This window comes from Ectobacillus sp. JY-23 (assembly GCF_023022965.1).
In the GTDB taxonomy this organism is placed as follows: domain Bacteria; phylum Bacillota; class Bacilli; order Bacillales; family Bacillaceae_G; genus Ectobacillus.
Window position 1 is genome coordinate 557,629 of sequence record NZ_CP095462.1, and the last position, 21,816, is coordinate 579,444.

Sequence of the window (21,816 nt, forward strand, 5' to 3'; positions counted from 1 at the left end):
TTCTGTCAAAACAGTTGTTATACATGCAGTGTAGTCTGATTTTGGTTTATTTATAAGGAGGATTTCAAAATGAAAAAAAAAGTTGTGATTGTAGGTGGCGGTCTGGGGGGGCTTTCCACAGCAATGAAATTGGCGGGACAAGGATATAGTGTAACCGTATTAGAAAAGAATGAGCGTGCTGGGGGTAAATTGAACGTTCGAAGCGGGAAGGGTTTTACCTTTGATACCGGCCCCTCTATTTTAACTATGCCCTGGGTGCTCGAGCAGCTGTTTCAGAGCGTGAATCGCAACGTACATGACTATATGAAAATTGTCCGTGTCGAGCCGCAATGGCGGACATTTTATAAAGATGGTACAACGATTGATTTCATTGGCGACTTACCAGCTATGCTGGAAGAATTGAAAAAAGTGGATCCAAAAGATGCAGAGTCATTTTTTGCCTATATGGATTATTGTAGCCGGATGTACGAGCTTAGTACCAAAAGCTTCTATAAACAAAGTCTAGACGGTTTGTCTGAGCTACGTTCTTTACATACACTGAAAGAGTTAATGAGCATGGATCCAATGAAAAGTATGGATCAAATCACGAAAAAACATTTTAAAAACGAAAAAATTCAGCAGCTGTTCAACTTTTTAATTATGTATATCGGCTCTTCGCCATATCATGCACCGGCTATTTTATCTCAGCTTTCTTATGTACAGCTCGGCCTTGGCATTTATTACGTACAGGGCGGTATGTACAATATTGCAAAAGGTATGCTGAAGGTGCTTGACGAACTTGGTGTAGAGATGAAAACAAATGCGAAGGTGGAGCAGGTTTTAACAGAAGGCACGCGTGCAACTGGTGTTCGTCTTGAATCGGGTGAAGTGATAGCTGCCGACATCGTCGTTTCTAATCTAGAAGCCATCCCTGCTTATAACAGTATCTTGGATGAATACGGCATGTCTAAAAAGGCAGCAAAAGATTTGGAAAAATACGCACCGACTGTATCTGGACTTGTTCTGCTTCTTGGCGTAGACAAAGAATACAAGCAGCTTGCCCACCACAACTTTTTCTTTTCAGAAAATCCAGAGCGTGAGTTTCATCAAATCTTTAATGAAGGTGTGCCAGCGGACGATCCGACGATTTACATTGGTGTCTCCTCTAAGTCCGATCCATCTCAAGCGCCAGCCGGGAAAGAAAATCTGTTTATTTTAACACACGTTCCACCGCTCAAGGACGGTGAAACATGGGCGGCGCGTAAGGAAGAATATCGCGAGCTCGTTCTAACAAAGCTCGAACGCATGGGAGTTTCTCTCAAATCTCACATTGAATTTGAATATATCTTCACGCCTGATGATTTACGCGAGCTATACGGCGCAAACGGCGGTTCTATCTATGGTGTTGTCACCGATAGAAAATTAAACGGCGGCTTTAAAATTCCAAGCCGCAGCAAAGTAGTGGAGAATCTGTATTTTGTAGGAGGATCTACGCATCCTGGTGGCGGTGTGCCGATGGTGACACTATCCGGTCAGCTAACAGCGGACCTTGTCACTGAAGACCATGGTCATCAACAGCGTTCGATTGGATAACACAAAAACGCGGGGAATACCCGCGTTTTTTATTTACCAATAAACTGTTGTGTCCAAATATTTTTATCCGCTACATATCCTACACCAATATGTGTAAAGGAATTGTTCAAGATGTTAGCGCGGTGACCTGGGCTATTCATCCATGCTTTTACTACTTCTTCTGGTGTACGTTGTCCCATCGCGATATTTTCACCTGCCGCGCGATATGTAATGCCGTTTGCACGCATCATATCAAACGGTGAACCGTATGTTGGGCTCGTATGACTAAAATAATTATTTTTTAACATATCCTCTGATTTCAGTCTTGCAACTTTGCTTAAGTTTGTATCAATTTGCAGTACGTTTAACCCAGCTTTTTGACGTTCGACGTTTGTAAGCTCCACTACTTTTAACTCATACGCGCTCATTTGACTTGTGCTTGTTGTTGGTTTTGTTGGCTTTGTTTGTACTGTTGTTGATGGTTTTGTCGTTGTTACATAAGCACCGTTTACATAAGCAGCCTTGCCGTTGTATACAATTTGCACCCAACCGTTTGTGTACTTTTGTTTAATAGTCACAGCCGCTCCTTTTGGTAACCTTCCAATAATCGCCCCGTTAATAGAAGGCTGTGTGCGAACATTGAGTTCTGGTGCGGTAACGAATGCTTGTACTGTCAATGCTTGTACGGCTTGCGTTGTTGATTGTATATATTGCGCGTTCACATAAGCTGCTTTTCCTTGATACGAAATTTTCGCCCAGCCATTTATCATACCATTCACGGTGATGGTTGTGTGTTGTGGTAGTTTACCAAGAATTTGACCTTGTACAGAAGGCATAGTACGTACATTTAATGCTGAAGCAGTAACTTTTGCGGTTTGTCCTTGCACAATCGGCGTTTGTGCATAAGTAGCTGCTCCCCCTTGCGTAAGTAATAAACCGGCTGTCGCCAAAGATATAGCTAATGCTTTTTTCATGATTGCCTTTCCCCCTAGTTATGTATGCTATATATCGAGATTGATTATATCATAGGGAAATAGCGAACATCATAGAATGATAGACTTTGTTATTACCTTTTTACAAAATTGTAATAAAAGTCGAAATGTATACTCTTTCGTAAAAAACAAAAAGCCGGTTGAATCCGGCTTTAGTTATGTTTATACGTATAAAAGCGTTCAAATTGCAGCCATTGTACAGTTTGCACGTCTTTGTTTTTTAGCTTTGCTCTTGTCTCTTCCATCATCGCCTCTGTTTGTGAACGATGTGCTGCCAGCGCAGCGAGCTTTTGATCAAACACATCGCGCACATCCACCACAACATCTGGTTCACCCAGTATTTCAGTCCGGTTTTTGGTAATTGCTACTGCATGAATAACGGGGCGCTCTCCTTTTGGCATACGCTCCACTGCACGTACAGCCGCACGACCAAAGGCGTTATGGTCCGGATGAACACCGTGCTCTGGATAAAACGTAATCACAAGAGATGGATTCACTTCACGGATGATTTCCTCAATGCGATCTGCAACAAACTCCACATCTTCAAACTCAAGCATTTTATCGTGGAAACCAAGCATGCGCAAGTCTTGAATCCCCATTACCGCACATGCATCCTGTAATTCCTTCTTTCGAATTTGAGGCATTGTCTCGCGATTTGCGAATACCTGCTTACCCATATTGCGGCCCATTTGCCCTAATGTACCGCACGCGTATGTTACCGGAATACCTGCTTTCGTATACATTGAAATTGTTCCGCCCGCCGCGAAGGATTCATCATCCGGATGCGGAAACACGACCAATACATGACGCTCCATGTGTTTTCCTCCTTAAAACGGTGTTTTGCTTAGTTGAAAAGCTACTGCAAGCTGACCTTTATCATTATGACCGGCAAGCAACAAGCGGCCTTTTTCATCTTTTTCATAATGCGTAATACCTTCTGCATATACCCAGCCACCATTCAGCTTTAAGCCGACTCGATACGGATACGTACCTGCAATTGATCCGCGCTCAAACGTAATACGCACGTTTCGAATAAACGCGCCGACTGTCATCATTTTATCGTTAAAATGGGACGCATAAGCGCCGTTTGTCGTTTCCAGATGCAAATACACCTCTTCGTTCACAAACGCTTGCATCTCATTATGAACTACTTCTTTATCGTAAATGCGCTCCACGTTTTTTCCTCCTTGCTTTTCGCATGAATAGACATGCTTTACTGTACTAGCTTTACATACTTCTAAGAAGAGTGCAATGTTTATGCTTACTTCTCTTATTTCATTCTGAATTCCTTTATATACCTAATTATACCCTATATAACGGTATCTTCCTGTATCTTCCGCCCCTATTTCTATTTCCTCCTTTATTTTGTTACAATAGAAAAAATTACTATAAAAGCAAAGAAAAGGGTGGAAACATTGGAACATACAGCTCACGCGGTGGCAAATTGGCAATATTATACCGCAATTGGTGCATTCCTCATCACATACGGCGTTATTATTTCAGAAAAAATCAATCGCGCTGTCATTGCGCTTCTTGGCGGAAGTATCATGATGCTTCTTGGAATTGTCAACACACAAAAGGCCTTTCATAATCACATACAATGGGAAACCATCACTTTATTGATTGGCATGATGATTCTCGTAAATATTACTAGCAAATCCGGCGTATTTGAATTTATAGCTATTAAAGCAGCGAAAACAGCAAAAGGACAACCTATTTCTATTTTGCTGTTACTTTCACTGCTTACCGCCATTGGCTCGGCATTCTTAGACAATGTAACAACTGTATTGCTCATCGTTCCTGTCACTTTATCCGTGACGCACATGTTACAAGTAAATCCTGTGCCTTATTTTATAGCAGAAGTGTTATTTGCCAACATTGGAGGAACAGCTACTCTCATTGGCGACCCCCCAAATATCATGATTGGTTCTTCTAACAAACACTTGGACTTTAATGCGTTTCTCTTCAACTTAGCGCCCATTGTAGTGGTCATTTCAATTGTAACGCTTAGTATATTGTACTTCTTATATCGAAACAAATTACGTGCTACACCTGAGGCAATCGCAGAGCTAATGGCACTGAACGAAGCTGACTGTATCCGTAACCGCCCATTACTGATTAAGTCGCTCTCTATACTAGGACTTACAATCATAGGATTTTTACTTCATAGTATCATTCATGCCGATGCCGCTGTAATCGCCATCACCGGTGCTACAGTGCTTATGCTGATCGCAGTGAAAGAACAGGAAATCGAGGGTGTGTTTGCCCATATTGAATGGATTACAATTTTCTTTTTCGCCGGTCTATTTGTATTGGTTGGCGGCTTAGTAGATGTTGGTCTTATTGAAGCACTTGCAAAGCAGGTCTTGCACATCACAAATGGCGATATTGGTTTCACTGCTCTTCTTATCCTTTGGGTGTCAGGGATTGCATCTGCTACTATTGACAATATTCCGTTTGTCGCTACAATGATCCCACTCATTCAAGATTTAGCAACGGGACTAGGGCTTTCCGCGGATTCCGCACAAATTGAAGTGCTGTGGTGGGCGCTTTCCTTAGGTGCTTGTTTGGGCGGAAACGGTACCTTAATCGGTGCATCAGCTAACGTTGTGGTAGCCGGTATTGCCAGCCGTGAAGGACATAGCTTTAGCTATCTACAATTTTTGGCTATTGGTTTGCCGCTCATGCTTCTTTCTCTGCTGCTCTCGCATCTTTATATTTATATTCGTTATTTGATGTAGTGAAAAGAGATGGTCGTTTGACCATCTCTTTTCATCTCCAAAAAATACCGAGAAGTACAATTGCTCCTAGAATCAAGCCGCCAATTTGTCCAATTGCTGCGGCGTTCCACTGCATAGGCTTCTTTTCATGCCGCAGCTCCCATAGCTCTGCTTGCAGTGCGTGAACTGTTGCTTCGAGCTTTCCTACACTCTCTCGCAACTCATGGATATCGCGTTCTACAAGCCTCTTCTCCTCACGCATACATATCATCCCCTTTTTATGTATTTCTACATAATGGGATAAAAACCTTTCTATACCAAAAGATTAAACAATGTCGGATTTTGATTAATTTCCATATACTGTACACCTTGCTCCTGCATACGGAGAATGAGTGGTGCGTAGTCTTCCTTACACTTCAATTCAATCCCAACCAGCGCCGGACCATTATCTTTGTTGCTTTTTTTCGTATACTCAAAGCGAGTGATATCATCATTCGGTCCAAGCACGCGATCTAAAAACTCACGAAGCGCACGCGGCCGCTGCGGAAAAGCTATGATAAAATAATGCTTGAGCCCTTCATGAATTAGCGAGCGTTCCTTCATCTCCTGCATGCGCTCAATATCGTTATTACCACCACTAATCACACAAACTACCGTTTTACCACGAATGTGCTCCTGGTATGTTTCGAGCGCCGCAATCGACAATGCGCCAGCCGGCTCGGCAACAATCGCATTTTTGTTATACAACTCCAAAATACTCGTGCACACCTGACCTTCCGGGACAACAACAATATCATCAAGTAATTGTTGGGCTATATCAAACGGCAATGCGCCAACACGCTTTACTGCTGCGCCGTCCACAAAGGAACTGATTTGTGATAACGTTACCACGCTTCCTTCTTCTAACGCAGCTTTCATAGAAGCAGCTCCAAACGGTTCCACACCGATCAGCTTCGTCGCAGGACTCACACCTTTTATATATGTACCAAGACCGGAAACCAATCCACCTCCGCCAATACCAGCGAACACATAATCAACAGAACGATTGATATCTTGTAAAATTTCAACACCGATGGTACCTTGACCAGCAATCACATGCGGATTATCAAACGGATGAATAAACGTCAAGCCGTGCTGCTCTCCATATGCAACAGCTTCGCTATAAGAGCTATCAAATGTATCTCCTCGCAGGATTACCTCAACGGAAGAGCCGCCAAAAAAACGAACCTGTGATACCTTTTGATTCGGTGTTGTGTTTGGCATAAAAATCTTGGCGGAAATGTTAAGCTTGCGGCACGTATACGCTACTCCCTGCGCATGATTGCCTGCACTTGCACATACAACGCCTCTGCTTCTTTCCTCTTCGGTAAGATGACTGATGCAGTTGTAGGCACCGCGAATTTTGAACGAGCGGACAACCTGTAAATCTTCGCGCTTTAAATACACATCGCATTCGTATCGCTCCGATAAAATCGAATCGCGCTGCAGCGGTGTATGGTTTACGATATCTTTCAATTTCTGCTGGGCAACCAAAATATCTTCAATTTTAACCCGCTCTTTCACATCTTTCATCGCTTTACCCGCCTTGTGTTTGAATTTATGTTGAATATTATACAATATTCAGAAAATAATTGAAATTGTTTTCTGCTTATTATCTGAAAATTATTTGTGTACTTCCATTTACATAAAAAGAGCGTGTGAGTCCTTTTCACACACTTAGCATTACAGATGATAGGAGGGAATGACGACGACTTTGTTCCTCTAGCTCATCATGCGCAACTAGCTCATACACTTGTGTGACATGTGCTGGAAACTCATAATCTCCGAGATATACAATCATATCGCGGGCAGATGCACCTATTGTTAACATAATATTTTTATCGTTATCATTTATCTGTAATACATCTTTTGTCACAAGCGCTTGCACAAGATGACCCTCATTTAGATACATTTTTCCATAGCGCCTCATATAAAATTGCACTTTCTCCATCACACGTACTACTTACGGTACAACTGGTAACGTAAAATAGGACGATTGCACCAAAAAGTTTAGTGTTTGGAGCTGTAAGCAAAGATCTTCTTTTTATATGTTCCAGAGCATAGCCATTTCAAAATGATGAGTAAATGAGCCGATTGCACGGTAGACTGTGCTTCTTGTTCAGTAGTTTGCAAAATTCGTTGTAAGCGGTCTGTCATAATAATCATTGTTTGCGTCAGTAAAAAAACTTTCCTTTCCCTACAATATATCTAAAAGGCAGCACAACACTGCACTGCCTCTGTTATGAATTAATTATTTAAAGAAATTGACTGTACAATATTCCCCGCACTTGGTCCTCCGATTACAAACTTGGCTTCATAGGAAACTGACGTATTTCCTAAAACAGAAAAAGTATAATATTGAATATTGCTTCCAGGTGTCACTTGCGTACTGCGCCAAACACCATCACTGCCTCGATAAGCGATGAATGCGTTAGCTGATGAATTTCCTTTATAATTTACAGAAAGATGTCGCGTTGTGCTTCCTGTATTGGTAACTGTTCCTTTAATTGTGTATACAACACCCCAGTTTCCAAGATTGCCGTATTTGCCTTCACCATCAGATTGCGCTAAGCAGCTTACTGCTCCCCAGCCTGGCATATTAAAAGAAAGCATATCACTAGTGATAGCATTACTGTTAAATGAGGGGCCAATATTGGATACCCATCCGTCCGTGCGAATAACAGTATTTCCAAAGGTTCCACTTACAAGATTATAGTTTGGATGCTGCACAGCCAGTATGCCTTTTACGTCTGTATTGCTAATCGTGAAATTTACATTAGATGCCACCACTTCTGAATACGGGCTCATTCCTTTATATACACGCGCTTCATGAGTTCCATCAGTTTCTATCCGTTGCACATATCCCATGTATGAGGTAGAGCCGTCAAGCGCTGAGAAGCTCCGGTAAGCTATGTTATTTATAATAACTTGGCCCCCACTAATATCAAAATCAATTACTCCACTAAAAAAGCTCCCATTTGGCACAGAATTATCCTTGCGCATAACCCAGTAACTTCCTCCAGCAGGAATGGAATAAGCAGTACCTAAGGATGAATAGTTACTGAACATTTGTGCAAACGGTCTACCTCCATATACACTCGCTTCATAGCCTGCACCGTACACAGTTACATTTACTGCATAAGAGTTAGGGTTATACAGTTGAATACCAAAACCAATGGTCAACCCTGTTCGATTCACATGTTCAAAGAAATTACGATATTTACCGGGCACGAGTGTGTCCCGATAAATACTTTTATCACCTAATGTACTGTCACCTAAATCCTCAGTATAAATTTGTTCAGGATTATTAACAAAAATAAGGGAACGTTCGCCTGTTTTCACATAGGAAACACTTGGAACTGTCGCAGCTGTCGCAACTGCACACCAACCGAATAATAAGACAGACACTACAAGAGAAATCACATTCCTTTTTCTTTTTAACATCGTGCCTCTCCCCTTCTATTGCGTCTTTCATTGTATTATATTTGTATAATAATCAAATTTATACGCTGTTGCATTTGGATCAAAATCTGGTTGTTTAAATTTTGGTGGTGAAAATGCCCAATAATAATCTGTTCCTACAATATTTGATCGGACGCCTCGTACCATCCATTGTATTTGTGTCCCTGCTGGATAGACACCAGTAAAGTTATAGGTAAACTGGTCGCCATTCTTTGCACCAGTAGAAGCAACCCAAGTGCTTGCACCTACTTTTCTATGGAAGAAAATTACATGTCCGAAGTTAATGGATTGTTTACCAACCTCAGAATGGGCATAAGCATATACAGAAGCTACATTATTTGTAAAAGTGGAATAGCTAATAAAATCAAGCATTTTGCCATAATCCCACGCAGCTACTGTACGATAATAAGGTTCATTTTTTACCCATACATCAGACACACCATCCGCATTTAAGTCTTTTCGTACACCAAAATGTAAATGCGGGGCAAAGGCTCCGCCTTCATCTCCTGTTGCTGCAACCTTCGTTCCTTTTGTGACGTAACCGCTTGTCACAAAAATATTGGAAAGATGATCAAACTTTACATGCGCATTATCATTTTTTAATCCGTCATTGTTCAGGTCTAAATACATGAACATCTCATGATTTGCCATGCTCGCTGACAATACCCATCCATTCCAAATCGCATAGACCGGCTCGCCATACGAAGAACCGAGATCCACACCGTTATGAGGGTTAGTTGTACCAGGACCGGTATCGCGCGGCTGATTGAATTTACTTGTGACCGTGAAAATGGAGCTATGCGGATTACCAAGGTTAATTGTTCCTGCTCCTGTCGTCGTATTGCCGAATACAATGGTATAATCGATAGCATAAACCTGACCGCTTACCAGTGAAAACAACATCACTACCATCAATATTTGGACGCATATTCTTCTCATCGCGCTCTCCTCCACTATTCATCCACAGACATAAGTAATGTTTCCGATGTGGCTGTACTCAAATTCTCAAATGATACAAGTAAATCCGCCCCCACCCATTTCACTTCCTGACTTAGTTGTTGCCCCGAAGGCAGCGGTAGCAAATCTTTCTTCTTTTTATTTACATCATATACAACCAAGCTTTGCTTTCCCCTCGCATCCGCTATGTCTGTTACAATTTTTTTACCGTCCGTTGAAAAGTCCGCTTGGTACGAACGCAGCTTTTGCGTTGCGCTTTCTTTAAATAATACATGTGCCGCTCCAGCTTCATTGACCAAATAAAGAGCGTTTTCGCCAGGGATGCCTTTAGAGACGACTATGTCTTTTCGGTCATCACTTTGCGCAACAAACAGACCGTCACTGATAACACGCTTACTACCCGTTTGTGGATGTAAGGAAATGAGCGCAACTTCAGGTGCTGCATTTTCCTTGACGGTATACTCTTCCGCAAGAATGTGATTACTTGCCGTCCATCCGAGCAAGCGTACAGCTTTATTACCAGACACACTATATACTGATTTTTCAGATTGTGTTTTTATATCATATACCCAAATAGAAGTACCGTTTGGATGTGCCAAAAGGTGATCTCGATTTGAAAAAAATGCAATTTGTTGACCATTTGGTGACCACTTGGGTTGCGTAGCCCAGTGAATAACCACATGCTCATGCTGCTCCTCATCAATATGGCCTTGCCCCTTGACAATCTCAGCCATTTTCTCTTCGTATACATGTTTATTTTCAAATGCGGCTTTTCGGCCTGCATGATCTCCCATTGGCGTGACTTTCTTTTCCTTACCTTGAAACAGAAATAAACCAAAATTATGTTCAAATACCGCTTCCTGTGCATTAACAGGGTTTACATGCAATACTGGTGTACCACTCTCCGGCTCAGCGATATACAATGTTTCTGCTACAGTTTGAATGAATCGCACATCTAAATTATGCTTTTCAGCAGTTGCGGGATCAACATAGATTACCTGTTCTTTGCTGTTATTATAGTTTACTTTCTGACCATTTTTAATTGTAAACAAGCTCGGTTGATATACAGACTGATTCACACCATTTTGCTGTTTTCCGTTTGCTAACAGCCCACTCAACTTCTGCAGCTGTTTAAGATTAGGACGTGTCCCCAACACAATTTTGCTACCACTTTCAGCCACGATATAAACTGGTTGCTCAGCGATGCTTTTGCCGTATGAAACGGTAGATGCTTGCTGTTGCCATAGGGTTGTGCTCCCAATCCCCGCTACGGCAGCAAGAAAAATAACAAACGTTCCTTTTTTATTAAAAAATCGTTTCATCAACAGTCCTCCTGTTCATGTATTCCGTACATCTGTGTGTTTACGACTTAAAAACCCCACCAATAGGTGTGCATACCTTGTGCATATTGCACCGCAAGATTTTGCCTGAAGGAAGGACTTGCAAGATTGGCTGCATCAGTCGGATTGCTGACAAAGCCCGTTTCACCTAACGTTGCAGGCATATTCGTATATTTGAGAACATAAAAACCAGCTTCCTTGACGCCGCGCAGTACAGAATAAGATGCTTTCAGCTTATCGTATGTAGCCTGAGCGAGTGCCTTTCCGTTCGTACTTCCATAATAATTGTACGTTTCCAGTCCACTCGGTGTAGATGTGGAATAACTGTTGTTATGCATAGATACAAAGAAATTTGCTCCGACATTGTTCGCATACGCGACCCGACTTTCGAGCGATACAGTTGTATCTGTGCTACGTGTCATATACACAGTAGCAGGATAATTTGCTAGCAAATATGTTTTACAGCGAAGGGCGGTATCCAATACAATGTCTTTTTCCTGCACGCCGTTTCCGATGGCACCTGGGTCACTGCCACCATGTCCTGGATCCAGTACAATAATGGGGTTGACAATAGCTTCTGTACCTAAATTGTACTTATTTGTAAACTGATCAAGCTTTTGTTTCAGTGTTGGGTTATAATTTGTTGGCGGTGGCGCAACTTCCCAACCTGCTTCGGGTGCGATTGTCGGTCCCTTATCAGCTTTTTGGGCAATAGCATGCTCTGGTGTGAAAGCAAGACCGACCAACAGTAAACCAGTAATGAATGCATTTGATTTTTTCATCTCGTATCCCCTCTCCATTTCAATACTCTATATGAAACGACAAGCGTCTCGCATAGCTAATTTATGCTACAACAAAAGCATTACATGATGAGGCAAGTCAAACCAAAAGGAAATGAGCTGATGACGCTTGAGATTGCCTGGAAAGATTTTATAATGTTGCACTTTCTTCTGTGTCTTCAACCATTTTTGAAAGAACGCTGTTTGTTTTTCAAGAAGAATAGTAGAATGAATTTTTGCCTTCACAGTGGGTAGTGGTAAAATTTGAGGTTTTTGCACGGCTTCGACATAAAACCATATTTGTCCTTCGATATCCTGAATAGGACCAATTAGTTGATTTTCTGGTGCTTGAAACATATAAGTTGCAATTGGTTTCGATAGTTCGCCTTGTAACTGCGCTATGCTCACAAGCTCTTGTAACCCTTTTTGTATACTAGGATGCTGCACAATTTCATAAGCATCCTTAAAAGATTCAATACTCAGAAAATATCTATCGAGCTCATGCTTGTTTTGAAGGTTTTTGATATGTATGTATTTAATTGTCCGCAATTCAGGAACAGAAAATGCCTCTATATTTTGTTGATAAACACTTTGAATCTCTTGTTCTGAAACAGTAATGTGTTTTGTCAACTGTTGCTTCACTTGAAATCCGGTCATTGCTCTATAAATATTTTGATAGCTTTCTTCTTCAGTCATACCCAAAGATTTTAACTGTTTAATTCGCTCGGTCTTGTTAGAACCAAGTTGATTCATTTGTGCTTTAACTGCTTCATCGTTAACTATAATTTGTTGTTGTTTTGCGTAATGAAGGACTACATCTTCCAGACTTCGTTGTTTTAAAAACTCCTCTTGCCTTGTCATCATGTTCCCATACATATGACTGACACGTTCCCAATCTGCCCTTCGAACAACTGTATCACCTGTTATATATAATAAGGGGCTATAGAAAAGCTGAACGTATAACAAAAACAATGTGATACAACCAATTAAAACAAGACCGGTCATATATATATTTCTAAATTGCACTTCTCTCCCCCTAACATATACATTTTTAAATAATAGACGTCCTTACCCTTAATATTACAAACCATTCTACCGTTTTACAACAATTTTGTAAAATAATTTCAAAAATACAAACACGACGAAAATCATTTTCTTCGATGACTTAAATCTGTATATAAAAATGTAAAAACTAAATATAAACGTACGTCCCTATCGACCTTATCATGCAATATAACTCAATAAATCTAATTCCTATTTACCATTTTGGTCACATAATGTATTTTATTTAACAATTAATACAACTATTGACTCGCGCTTTTATTTATACACAAGAAGAATGGCCCTTACAAAGGGCCATTCTTCTACAAATCTTTTATTTTATTCCTAGCTTTGTTAAAACATCATCCAACGTTCTTCCTTCAAAGCCTTCCTTCGGCTCCTGTACACCTTGCACGGTAGGATTTTTCTTCAAATAATTGTTTTGAATATATTTCATATCTGCCGCATTGACAGTACCGTCAAAGTTAATGTCGGCTGCGCGTTTGTTTGTGCCCCAAGCCGCTTCGACTGCTATTGCATCTAGTATATCGATGACATGGTCTTTGTTGACATCTCCAGCAGCAGCCTCTCCTACGTACACCTCTGGGTTCCACTGCGGCGACACGATGCCTTCGTCATTGATATATCCTACATGAAACGGTGTATACATCGTAAAATGTCCTGGAATATCCGCCGTTAATCCCATTTTTTCCATCGTGATTGGCAATCGTTCTCCTCGAATTGTTGCGTACTTATCGATATTTACAGGATACTCATTTCCTGCTTGGTCTTTTACTGTAAACGTAGCACCAATTTGTGAAGCATCCACTCCTCGTAGCCAACCTCCGCCCGTCTCACGTTTAAACGCTTCCGGCGCTGTAACATTACCAGAGATTTTGGAATATGTCGGTACCACACGAAGTGGATGAAATACAGAAACGGCAGATAATGTTTCATGAGTTGTATTCACATAAGTAGCTGTTGTGTTTGTAAACGAAGCAAATAAATTATAAGCATCGTCTTTCACCTTTAGCGTTACTTCCGCAACTGGTACATCACCAGACATAGTACCGCTCGTCAGTTCTACATTCATATTAAGCTTCATATCTCTGATTCCTGACAATACCGTTTCACTTGTAAGTGTCGGCTGCCAGTCTAAAATGGATGGATGCGCTTTTACATCAACCACTTCCAAATGACTCTTGTTAAACGTAAAGCTGTTGGTTACCTTTTTCACGTCTTTCATATTATTAGCAACTAGTGTTACCTTTACCGTTTCTCCCATTTTCACACGAGAGTTTTCAAATGCTCCATACACGTAAGGCGCTCCCTCTGGAATAAAAGTAAAGTATTTAGCGTGCTTACCGATACCAGCGGCATTGTAGCCGTACATTTCTACATTTGTACTTTTCGCACTTAGACTAATTGGAATGTTATATGAAAATTCTCCGTTCGCATTAGTAAAAAAACCATTGGTAAACACAGAGCTATTATTTTTCTCCATAATAAAGTTACCCGATTGATTAATAGAAACACCTTGATTTTTAAAGTCTGCAAAGTTCTTATCAATGAGTGTTCCTTTTAGTGAATAAGACATCGTACCTGGCTTATATTCAATGACTCCTTCTTGCAAGTCTGTGATAAAATCAGGTCCCGTTGCGTCCACAATCATATCATCCGATAAAGAGAACGTACGCCCTTCTTTATTTGTGCCAATCATTTTAACTTTGAAATGACTTTGTCCATGCGGTGCTCTTATCTTTGTACTGGAAATTGGCTGATTTGGATCTCCTGTGAACGGAAAGTACGAACCGGTAAACACATTGCCAACGCTATATTTTCGATCTTCAACAAGGTTAGCAGTCTGGATTTGTCCCAAGAAGCCGAGTTCTTCATTCGTTTTTCCATCAACCAAGATAAAATCAATTGTTTCCATCGGAGATTTTAAGGTAAAATCGACACCTGGATATGGATTCAATAACGGATAAAATATATCATAATTAGACGGCATTACTCTCGGGTTCATCGCCATCTCTTGAAATCCTTCTTCTGTTACAACCAAGGCAAAAGGTAACTGATATACTTCATTCCGATCAATTTTATTTTGATAGGTGACAAATCCTTCATAAGCTCCTGGTTTAGCTTTAGCAGGCACTGTCATGACAACATCAGAAACGCGTTGCTGTCCACCTGGGATTGTAATGATTTGTTTATCTGCTTGTAGTGTAACACCATTTTCTCTAGCTTCCATAGAGCCACGCAGACCAGCTTGAAACTCTACCTTCACTTCAAAGGTTTTTGGGTGTTTATCATGATTTTCGAGTGTGACAGAGCGCTTTTTTGTGAAGGATTCTGTTCCGTAAAGAGCCGCTCCAAAATTAAGTGCCCCTGATTTGACCTTGATCTCTGTTAGGTTCTCTTCTATAACAGTCTTAGATGGATTTTCTGTTAAAATCTCCATTTCGGAATGGAGAGCCTCATTTGCATCCACTTGTCCACTTCCTGCTTCGAATACACTATAGTCTTTACGGAGCGGATCTGCGGTGTTCATCAAAATTCCCCTGATTTCGTCCGGTGTTAAATTTGGATTTTTTTGCAGCAATAGTGCTGCGACACCCGCAACATATGGAGAAGCCATGGAAGTTCCGGAAAATCTTTGGTACGCATAGTGATAGTTTCCGTTTTGCGCAGCACCATTCATATAAGACGGTACAGTAGATAAAATTTGTACACCAGGTGCCGTCACCTCCGGCTTAATTTCATATTGCATACGTGAAGGGCCACGTGAACTGAAATCAGCGAGGTTTCCCCCTTCAATTGTATAACTACCTAATCCCTTAAACGCAATGTCTACTTCACCTGTTTCAACGCGTTCTTTGATAGCCAGTCCATTCTGATTTGTAAGAGAGAATGCGGGAATATACTGCATGGTTTCGCCGATATAATACGGAATATGTCCTTCACTTACGTTGTCATTGTAAAGCAGGACAGCTGCGGCTCCTTTGCTTTTGGCCAGCTTGATTTTATCAGCAAATGAAGTGACCCCGCGAGCGATTAACACGGCTTTTCCTGTTACATTTTTCCCTGTATAGTTGGTTGCTTGTCCAAGGCCCACATCTACCACGGAAAGGGTTGTTCCTTCCATCTTTGTAATATCATCCGTTAAATTCCTTCCCAATAAACACAGGTCAACATCGAACGCACCCTGGTTTCCATTAATGCCACCTGTAAAAGTTGGAACGGTCAATGATATATCGTTCGCTCCGACTGTAAGAGCCAAAGTAGAAGTGCCGGGAGAAGATAATGTTTTCATGCCGCTTCCGCTATTTCCTGCTGCTACAACAGCTGTCACCCCTGCCAAAACAGCGTTGTTAACAGCGATTGAAGTTGGATACAAAGGATCGTTGATACTCGCACCTAGTGATAGATTCATAATGTCCATATCATCGGTTACTGCTTTTTCAATCGCGGCAATAATATCACTCGCACTTCCACTTCCATAAGGACCAAGAACACGATAGGCGTATAAATCCGCTTCAGGTGCCACGCCTGTAATCGCTACATCACTCGTATTCTTCCCCTGCCCGGCAACGATACCGGCTACATGCGTTCCGTGTGAAGTATAGTATGTTTGACCATTTGTGCTCTCAGGACGTCCGGACTTCCTCCAGTCGTCATACGTTGTTTCCATTGGATCCGCATCATCATCTACAAAGTCATACCCCCCTTGATAAGCATCCTTTAAATCTGGATGATGGTAATCAATCCCTGTATCGATAACCGCCACTTTAATACCCTTACCTGTATATCCCTCTGCATGAATTTGACTGGTATCGCCCGACATATTTGTCACAGTGCTTTTCTCTTCTTTTATAATAGGCTGCTCGAGCGCAATCGTCATATCGCTCCAAATTGCTTGTACTTCATCTAAATCTTGTAGTTTTTTAATCTCGCTGGCAGGTACAGTCATCGCAACCCCATTAAATGAGTGTTTAAAAGAATGATTGATTTTATAATCACTTTGTAGCGACTTTGTTGCTTTTCCAATTAGTTCATTAATACCCTTTTGAAAATTTCGATGAGACGTTTCGACCTTTGCTTTTGCTTCCGCAAGCGACAACTTCTTGCCGCTTTCTAGACTTGCAGCAACTGCGGTTTGAGACGGTGCTTCCTTAAACTGCACAATAATATGTTCCGCCTTGTCACTCTCCAAATTAACAGATGGATTTAACTGCAGCCCTGTTTGCTGCGATGCTTGCAACGTTTGAAGAGCTGCGCGCTGTTCATGAGATAAATACTTCAAAATGTTTGCAGCAGAAGGTGTTTCTACTGCATAAGCGGTTTTCATCATTTCCGCTGTCGTAAATCCACTTGCTAATACAGCAAAAGCGGTAAGCCCTTTTAAAGCCATGTTGCAATGTTTTTTTCTAGCTCGTTTCTTGTTGCTCATAATCCCACTCCCCTAATGCATGACTTTATTTGTATGTAGAACAACCTAACATGCCCATACTTACTAATGAAAATGGTAATGGCTGCTCTTTTTTTTGTAAATTGGGACATTTTCGCCTTACCTTCTCCCAGACAAACAACATATTATTTTTCTACAATACATGATGTGAGAGTTGAAACATACAAAAGATATATAGAAGATGAATAGCAACTCGCATCTTCCGTAATAGTTATAAAATCATTTTTAAAACAGTAATTATTATATTCATAACATTTCCTTTGCGCCAATACGTTAAAAATAAACCCAAATACCACTCTATTGACATAATGAAACTTGAATGGATATACAAACATGGCCGTATTTCTTTAACACTGCATGATATACATCCACGCTATTTTTCTAGTATTTCATAGAATGTAATAGGGTAGAGACTATGTTGCAATCTACTCTTTTATGATTTGAAGGAGGTGAACAAGAGTTGCGGCAATCAAAATCTTCTAGGGTAGAAAACCAGGTGTACTCCAATCGTGTGTTACGCTCAGAGTTTGATGGAAATTGGGAATCTTATATTTCTAAAACTGGTTATGTTATATACACTGCCACAGCAAATCGAGCAGAAGTAGAAGTGTTGCTTTCTGACGGTTCTAGAAAGCTGCTTGTATTCAATAGAGGCGGTACGGTGTGGGTAGGCGGTGGTGGTACGAGCCATTACAGCAAACCGCATCTTGCAATTAGTTTATAAATAAGTTGAAAAAGAGTCTATTATATGAACTAACCCCAAAAAGTTAGACATAGATGTCAGGCAGCCTCTTGGGCATGAGTTCGGTATTGAACCGGACTCATGCCTTTTAATTTTGGATAGATTACCAAATTATCGTAACAGTTTCCTTTACGAGAGTATGCCTCAACTCATAGACTACTAGCGCTTTGTCTTTTTTTGGTGATTTTTCCTTGTTTTGAACGAAGGCATTCAACTTTTTTAGATACTCATTTTCCATTTCGAGCTGTTTAATACGCGCTTGAAGCGATGTGACTAATTGTGCATGAATCATGGCAGTTTTTTGGGAGGGCGAAGAGGACTTGTTCCTGTTATATATAGGGGCTTTAGACTGGTTGATGCGGGGTAGTGAACGGATATGTTAGTTAGTTTTGTTATTTGTTCAGAAAGTGACTGGGAAGATATGGACAAGTGCAGTTTAATGAAACTGAGCAACTCAGTGTGACCTATCCAAATATTACGGAGCACCTGATCTTAGATTTTCCCTCTCTCGTGGTTCCAGAGTCGTTCTTGCGGGACACCCAAACTCACATCCACTCCCTCTCGTGCTCCGCGAAACGCTCTTGCGGGACACCTAACCTTACATCCACTCCCTCTCGTGCTCCGCGAAACGCTCTTGCGGGGCACCCAAACTCACATCCACTCCCTCTCGTGCTCCGCGAAACGCTCTTGCGGGACACCTAACCTTACATCCACTCCCTCTCGTGCTCCGCGAAACGCTCTTGCGGGGCACCCAGCTCTGGATTTCAGTCTTCTAGTGGTTCGCGAGTCTAGCGTTATACCTGTATTAAGAATAAAACGCATATTTGTTTAAAGGTTGCAACGTCAGCTTCCTATCTAAGACATTCTGGCTGAACTCCTTTGAATTTATTCCATCTTTAACCAATAAATCATCGGTTACAGTGGAGGTGCTCAAAAGGACTTGCGCCGCATTCAAATGTTTCATACAGATCGTGGCAGTGAGTTTAAAAATAAACTCATTGATGAAATGCTAGAAACGTTTCAAATTTGGCGTTCTCTGAGCATGAAGAGCTGTCCATACGACAATGCGGTAGCTGAAGCTACCTTCAAAATCATTAAAACCGCGTTTGTAAAAGGCCAACGTTGCAAGAGCTTACCAGACTTGGAGAGAGAGTTACGAGATTATATTCATTGGTTTAATCATATTAGAATTTATGGAACATTAGACGATATGAACCCGATGGAATTCAAGAGGACGCACCTTAATAAAACTGTCTAGCTTGGTATTGCCAATCCAGGCTTCCACTCCCTCTAAATACGCAAGAACAACTTGTAATTTTAATTCCAATGAATATTTGATCATAGAAAAACTGCCCCCAATTGTTAGTGGTGTCTAACAATTGGGGGCAGTTCATACATGGGAAGACTCTTCTTCTATACAGCCTTTTAACTTGATATACTTGCGGCTTTAGAAAGCAATAGGCAAGTAGCAATCAAGCCAAAAAAGGTACAGACACACCATATAAAAACAAACTAAGTACAAAACCAAATAAAATAGCAGAGCGGCTGCGATAATGGGAAAAAGCAATCATTACCACATCCCAGCTGTAACGAATGCTTCCCAATGACAATCACTTCTTTTCGTATATTTTAAAATAAAATGTAACAAACTACCAATAAAAATGTGATCGTGCAGGAGGAAATATGTCAAAACAGCCGTTATGTTCAACCGAGATTGGTGCATTATGGATGACGTATCAAAAGAAAACTGTCATTTTACGTATGTTGGAGTATTTCAGAGAAACAGCAGAAAGCACGCGGGCTAGAAAGCTGTTAGATAATATGTGGAAAGATTTATATCCGATGGTGGAAGAGCTAAAACATATTTTACAAAAAGAAGGTGCTGCCGTACCCATCGGTTTTACGGAGCACGATGTTAATTTAAATGCGCCGCCGTTATATATCAATGGATTTGGTGTAATGTTCAGCCGCGTCCTGAAGGAAATCAGTATGGGTATGTACACCCTTCATGTGACGATGACTTATCGTGATGATATTATCAAGTACTATAGACGACTTACGCAAATTACTCATACCTATTATTATGAGTTTACAACGTATCTTTTGGAGGAAGGATTGCTGCCAAGGCCCACATTTATCAACTTGCCGCAGTCTTCAGCTTACATTACTGATAAAGCCTATTTAAAAGGCACAAACATACTTGGTCACAAACGCAAATTAAATACGATTGAATTTGGCTACTTATATCACTTAATTGAAACAAATATTACAGGTATGCAACTCATTAGCGGCTTTGCCCAGTGTGCGGATGATAGTGATTTAAAACGTTACTTTTTAAAAGGCCAACAGCTTTCTAAAAAAATGATTGCGGAAGCAACGGCACTTCTTCAAGCCGAGGATATTCAAGTACCCGCAACACCAGGAGGTACAGTCACAAATTCCACTGTATCTCCTTTTTCAGAAAAATTAATGACCTACTGCGTATATTTGTTGAGTAATTTTGGACTAGGCGGGCAAAGCTTTGGTGCTGCCTTTAGTTTACGCAATGATTTAAATGCGACGATGAGCTTTTTAGCAAAGGATGTATTTGAATTTGCGCGTGATGGCATTCATATTATGATTGCGAATGGTTGGTTGGAAGAGCCGCCATCTATGGACATTCATCATTTGCGCTAAACATGCTCCGCCTTTTGCGGAGCTGTTTTTTGTGGTACATAGGTAGCAATAAGAACGCCAAGTAAGATGAGGACACCTCCGCTGAAAAAGCTGATACTGATTGTTTCGTCTAATAAAAGCCAACCGAGTAAGCTCCCAACAAGCGGCTGTAAAAAGAAAAACAATGAACCAATTCCAGCATCCATGAGCTCCATGCCTTTGTTCCATAGAAAAAAGGCGGCGGCGGTGGAGGCAATCCCTAAATAGAAAATACCTGGCAGCATCGACATCGTAAATGTGATGTTTGTTGTGATGTACTCGGCTACCATCATGGGTGTGGTAAAGAGCCACGCAAAGAAAATAGCATATGTAGTAATGGTGAGGGATGACAAGGTTACGGAAGCGAGCTTGACATATACAGACAATAAAGCCCATGTCACTGCGGCACCTACTAAGAGAATCATGCCCGTTATACTCGCTGCAGTTCCGCCGTTCCACCCGACAACAACGATTACACCAAACGTCGCCATGATAGTCGACACTACTTTGCGAATGGTGAGTGCTTCCTTTAAAATTATGCGTGCAAATACAACAACAAACGCCGGCGTGGCAGAGGTGAGTAGTGCACCGGTGTGCGCATCGGACAATTTTGTACCGACAAATTGCAGGGCAATTGAAACGAAGTAACCGATAAAGCCAATCCACGCGAGTAAGAGCCAACTCCTTTTGTCGATTCTTTCTACCTTGTCCTTCGCGCTCCGCATTACAATAAATAAACAAAGAAACGCAACCAAATAGCGTAGCCACATTAAAGTAAACGGTGGCACGGTATGTAGCATATGTTTACTCACCACATACGTCCCGCCCCACAAAGCTGCGGCAAGTGACAAACAAACCGCACCTAATAATTTTGTATTCATTATGTTACCCTCCAAAAAAGACAGAATATTCAATTTATAATTATAGCATGTTTTGCACCAAAAGGATACGGAATTCACCGCCAGTAAGATGCTACCTGCTTATTTTACTTCGTATTCCCGCCAAAGAGGTCGGGACATAACTGAGTTATG

The 21,816-nt window shown here is 41.2% G+C and carries 18 protein-coding genes and 2 pseudogenes; 5 read left to right on the forward strand and 15 right to left on the reverse strand.

All coding sequences use genetic code 11. The features are described from left to right. The first annotated feature begins 69 nt into the window (after window positions 1–69). Window positions 70–1,572, forward strand: coding sequence for a phytoene desaturase family protein (locus MUG87_RS02965; protein WP_247085382.1), 1,503 nt, complete (start codon window positions 70–72; stop codon window positions 1,570–1,572). A 29-nt stretch (window positions 1,573–1,601) separates the two neighbouring features. Here MUG87_RS02965 and MUG87_RS02970 read toward each other — a convergent pair whose 3' ends face one another. The 3 genes from MUG87_RS02970 to MUG87_RS02980 form a co-directional block, all read right to left on the reverse strand. Then, window positions 1,602–2,525, reverse strand: a complete 924-nt coding sequence (locus MUG87_RS02970; RefSeq protein ID WP_247085384.1) for an SH3 domain-containing protein — start codon at window positions 2,523–2,525, stop codon at window positions 1,602–1,604. A gap of 170 nt (window positions 2,526–2,695) precedes the next feature. After that, a complete protein-coding gene (gene bshB2, locus MUG87_RS02975; RefSeq protein ID WP_247085386.1) occupies window positions 2,696–3,358 on the reverse strand; it encodes a bacillithiol biosynthesis deacetylase BshB2 in 663 nt (220 codons plus the stop codon). Between the two features lie 12 nt (window positions 3,359–3,370). Then, on the reverse strand, window positions 3,371–3,718 hold the full coding sequence (locus MUG87_RS02980; RefSeq protein WP_247085388.1) for a YojF family protein: 348 nt from the start codon (window positions 3,716–3,718) through the stop codon (window positions 3,371–3,373). A 240-nt stretch (window positions 3,719–3,958) separates the two neighbouring features. On the opposite strand from MUG87_RS02980, the gene MUG87_RS02985 reads away from it, so the two are divergent. Next, window positions 3,959–5,284 carry an ArsB/NhaD family transporter gene (locus tag MUG87_RS02985; protein ID WP_247085390.1) on the forward strand — a complete coding sequence of 442 codons (1,326 nt, stop codon included), beginning with the start codon at window positions 3,959–3,961 and terminating at the stop codon, window positions 5,282–5,284. 31 nt (window positions 5,285–5,315) lie between these two features. On the opposite strand, the gene MUG87_RS02990 is transcribed toward MUG87_RS02985, so the two are convergent. From MUG87_RS02990 to MUG87_RS03030, 9 genes are all read right to left on the reverse strand, one after another. Then, a complete protein-coding gene (locus tag MUG87_RS02990) occupies window positions 5,316–5,525 on the reverse strand; it encodes a hypothetical protein (RefSeq protein ID WP_247085392.1) in 210 nt (69 codons plus the stop codon). 50 nt (window positions 5,526–5,575) lie between these two features. Then, window positions 5,576–6,835: a threonine ammonia-lyase IlvA gene (gene ilvA, locus MUG87_RS02995; protein ID WP_247085394.1), complete on the reverse strand. Its 1,260-nt coding sequence runs from the start codon at window positions 6,833–6,835 to the stop codon at window positions 5,576–5,578. Window positions 6,836–6,971: 136 nt separating this feature from the next. Beyond that, window positions 6,972–7,253 (reverse strand): hypothetical protein, encoded by a 282-nt coding sequence (locus MUG87_RS03000; protein WP_247085396.1) that lies wholly within the window; start codon window positions 7,251–7,253, stop codon window positions 6,972–6,974. A 296-nt stretch (window positions 7,254–7,549) separates the two neighbouring features. After that, window positions 7,550–8,746 (reverse strand): hypothetical protein, encoded by a 1,197-nt coding sequence (locus MUG87_RS03005; protein WP_247085398.1) that lies wholly within the window; start codon window positions 8,744–8,746, stop codon window positions 7,550–7,552. A 27-nt stretch (window positions 8,747–8,773) separates the two neighbouring features. Then, window positions 8,774–9,703 carry a M23 family metallopeptidase gene (locus MUG87_RS03010; protein WP_247085400.1) on the reverse strand — a complete coding sequence of 310 codons (930 nt, stop codon included), beginning with the start codon at window positions 9,701–9,703 and terminating at the stop codon, window positions 8,774–8,776. Between the two features lie 14 nt (window positions 9,704–9,717). Beyond that, the gene (locus MUG87_RS03015) at window positions 9,718–11,043 is read right to left on the reverse strand and encodes a TolB family protein (RefSeq protein WP_247085402.1); all 1,326 of its coding nucleotides are present in this window, start codon (window positions 11,041–11,043) and stop codon (window positions 9,718–9,720) included. Between the two features lie 47 nt (window positions 11,044–11,090). Further along, window positions 11,091–11,843: an N-acetylmuramoyl-L-alanine amidase family protein gene (locus tag MUG87_RS03020; protein WP_247085404.1), complete on the reverse strand. Its 753-nt coding sequence runs from the start codon at window positions 11,841–11,843 to the stop codon at window positions 11,091–11,093. A gap of 66 nt (window positions 11,844–11,909) precedes the next feature. Beyond that, on the reverse strand, window positions 11,910–12,866 hold the full coding sequence (locus MUG87_RS03025) for a peptidyl-prolyl cis-trans isomerase (RefSeq protein ID WP_247085406.1): 957 nt from the start codon (window positions 12,864–12,866) through the stop codon (window positions 11,910–11,912). Window positions 12,867–13,215: 349 nt separating this feature from the next. Next, a complete protein-coding gene (locus MUG87_RS03030) occupies window positions 13,216–17,331 on the reverse strand; it encodes a S8 family serine peptidase (protein WP_247085408.1) in 4,116 nt (1,371 codons plus the stop codon). A gap of 478 nt (window positions 17,332–17,809) precedes the next feature. Here MUG87_RS03030 and MUG87_RS03035 point away from each other — a divergent pair, with 478 nt between their 5' ends. Continuing rightward, window positions 17,810–18,073, forward strand: coding sequence for a hypothetical protein (locus MUG87_RS03035; RefSeq protein ID WP_247085410.1), 264 nt, complete (start codon window positions 17,810–17,812; stop codon window positions 18,071–18,073). Window positions 18,074–18,230: 157 nt separating this feature from the next. Here the strand turns inward: MUG87_RS03035 and MUG87_RS03040 are convergent. Next, a pseudogene (locus MUG87_RS03040) lies at window positions 18,231–18,365 on the reverse strand (IS3 family transposase); the annotation flags it as partial. A 618-nt stretch (window positions 18,366–18,983) separates the two neighbouring features. On the opposite strand from MUG87_RS03040, the pseudogene MUG87_RS03045 reads away from it, so the two are divergent. After that, a pseudogene (locus MUG87_RS03045) lies at window positions 18,984–19,349 on the forward strand (IS3 family transposase); the annotation flags it as partial. 214 nt (window positions 19,350–19,563) lie between these two features. On the opposite strand, the gene MUG87_RS19580 reads toward MUG87_RS03045, so the two are convergent. Next, entirely contained in the window at window positions 19,564–19,695 is a 132-nt protein-coding gene (locus MUG87_RS19580) for a hypothetical protein (protein ID WP_281503672.1), read from the reverse strand. 79 nt (window positions 19,696–19,774) lie between these two features. Between MUG87_RS19580 and MUG87_RS03050 the strand changes: the two genes are divergently transcribed. Further along, window positions 19,775–20,767: a DUF3231 family protein gene (locus MUG87_RS03050; RefSeq protein WP_247085412.1), complete on the forward strand. Its 993-nt coding sequence runs from the start codon at window positions 19,775–19,777 to the stop codon at window positions 20,765–20,767. Here the strand turns inward: MUG87_RS03050 and MUG87_RS03055 are convergent. Then, window positions 20,764–21,666 carry a DMT family transporter gene (locus MUG87_RS03055; RefSeq protein ID WP_124563113.1) on the reverse strand — a complete coding sequence of 301 codons (903 nt, stop codon included), beginning with the start codon at window positions 21,664–21,666 and terminating at the stop codon, window positions 20,764–20,766. The genes MUG87_RS03050 and MUG87_RS03055 overlap by 4 nt on opposite strands. Window positions 21,667–21,816: the final 150 nt, after the last annotated feature.

What these genes read in the sequence shown, in the direction of transcription:
- MUG87_RS02965 (WP_247085382.1), top strand. Translation starts at nt 70, where the DNA reads ATGAAAAAAAAAGTTGTGATTGTAGGTGGCGGTCTGGGGGGGCTTTCC.
- MUG87_RS02970 (WP_247085384.1), bottom strand. Translation starts at nt 2,525, where the DNA reads ATGAAAAAAGCATTAGCTATATCTTTGGCGACAGCCGGTTTATTACTT.
- bshB2 (WP_247085386.1), bottom strand. Translation starts at nt 3,358, where the DNA reads ATGGAGCGTCATGTATTGGTCGTGTTTCCGCATCCGGATGATGAATCC.
- MUG87_RS02990 (WP_247085392.1), bottom strand. Translation starts at nt 5,525, where the DNA reads ATGCGTGAGGAGAAGAGGCTTGTAGAACGCGATATCCATGAGTTGCGA.
- ilvA (WP_247085394.1), bottom strand. Translation starts at nt 6,835, where the DNA reads ATGAAAGATGTGAAAGAGCGGGTTAAAATTGAAGATATTTTGGTTGCC.
- MUG87_RS03000 (WP_247085396.1), bottom strand. Translation starts at nt 7,253, where the DNA reads ATGGAGAAAGTGCAATTTTATATGAGGCGCTATGGAAAAATGTATCTA.
- MUG87_RS03005 (WP_247085398.1), bottom strand. Translation starts at nt 8,746, where the DNA reads ATGTTAAAAAGAAAAAGGAATGTGATTTCTCTTGTAGTGTCTGTCTTA.
- MUG87_RS03010 (WP_247085400.1), bottom strand. Translation starts at nt 9,703, where the DNA reads ATGAGAAGAATATGCGTCCAAATATTGATGGTAGTGATGTTGTTTTCA.
- MUG87_RS03015 (WP_247085402.1), bottom strand. Translation starts at nt 11,043, where the DNA reads ATGAAACGATTTTTTAATAAAAAAGGAACGTTTGTTATTTTTCTTGCT.
- MUG87_RS03020 (WP_247085404.1), bottom strand. Translation starts at nt 11,843, where the DNA reads ATGAAAAAATCAAATGCATTCATTACTGGTTTACTGTTGGTCGGTCTT.
- MUG87_RS03030 (WP_247085408.1), bottom strand. Translation starts at nt 17,331, where the DNA reads ATGAGCAACAAGAAACGAGCTAGAAAAAAACATTGCAACATGGCTTTA.
- MUG87_RS03050 (WP_247085412.1), top strand. Translation starts at nt 19,775, where the DNA reads ATGTCAAAACAGCCGTTATGTTCAACCGAGATTGGTGCATTATGGATG.
- MUG87_RS03055 (WP_124563113.1), bottom strand. Translation starts at nt 21,666, where the DNA reads ATGAATACAAAATTATTAGGTGCGGTTTGTTTGTCACTTGCCGCAGCT.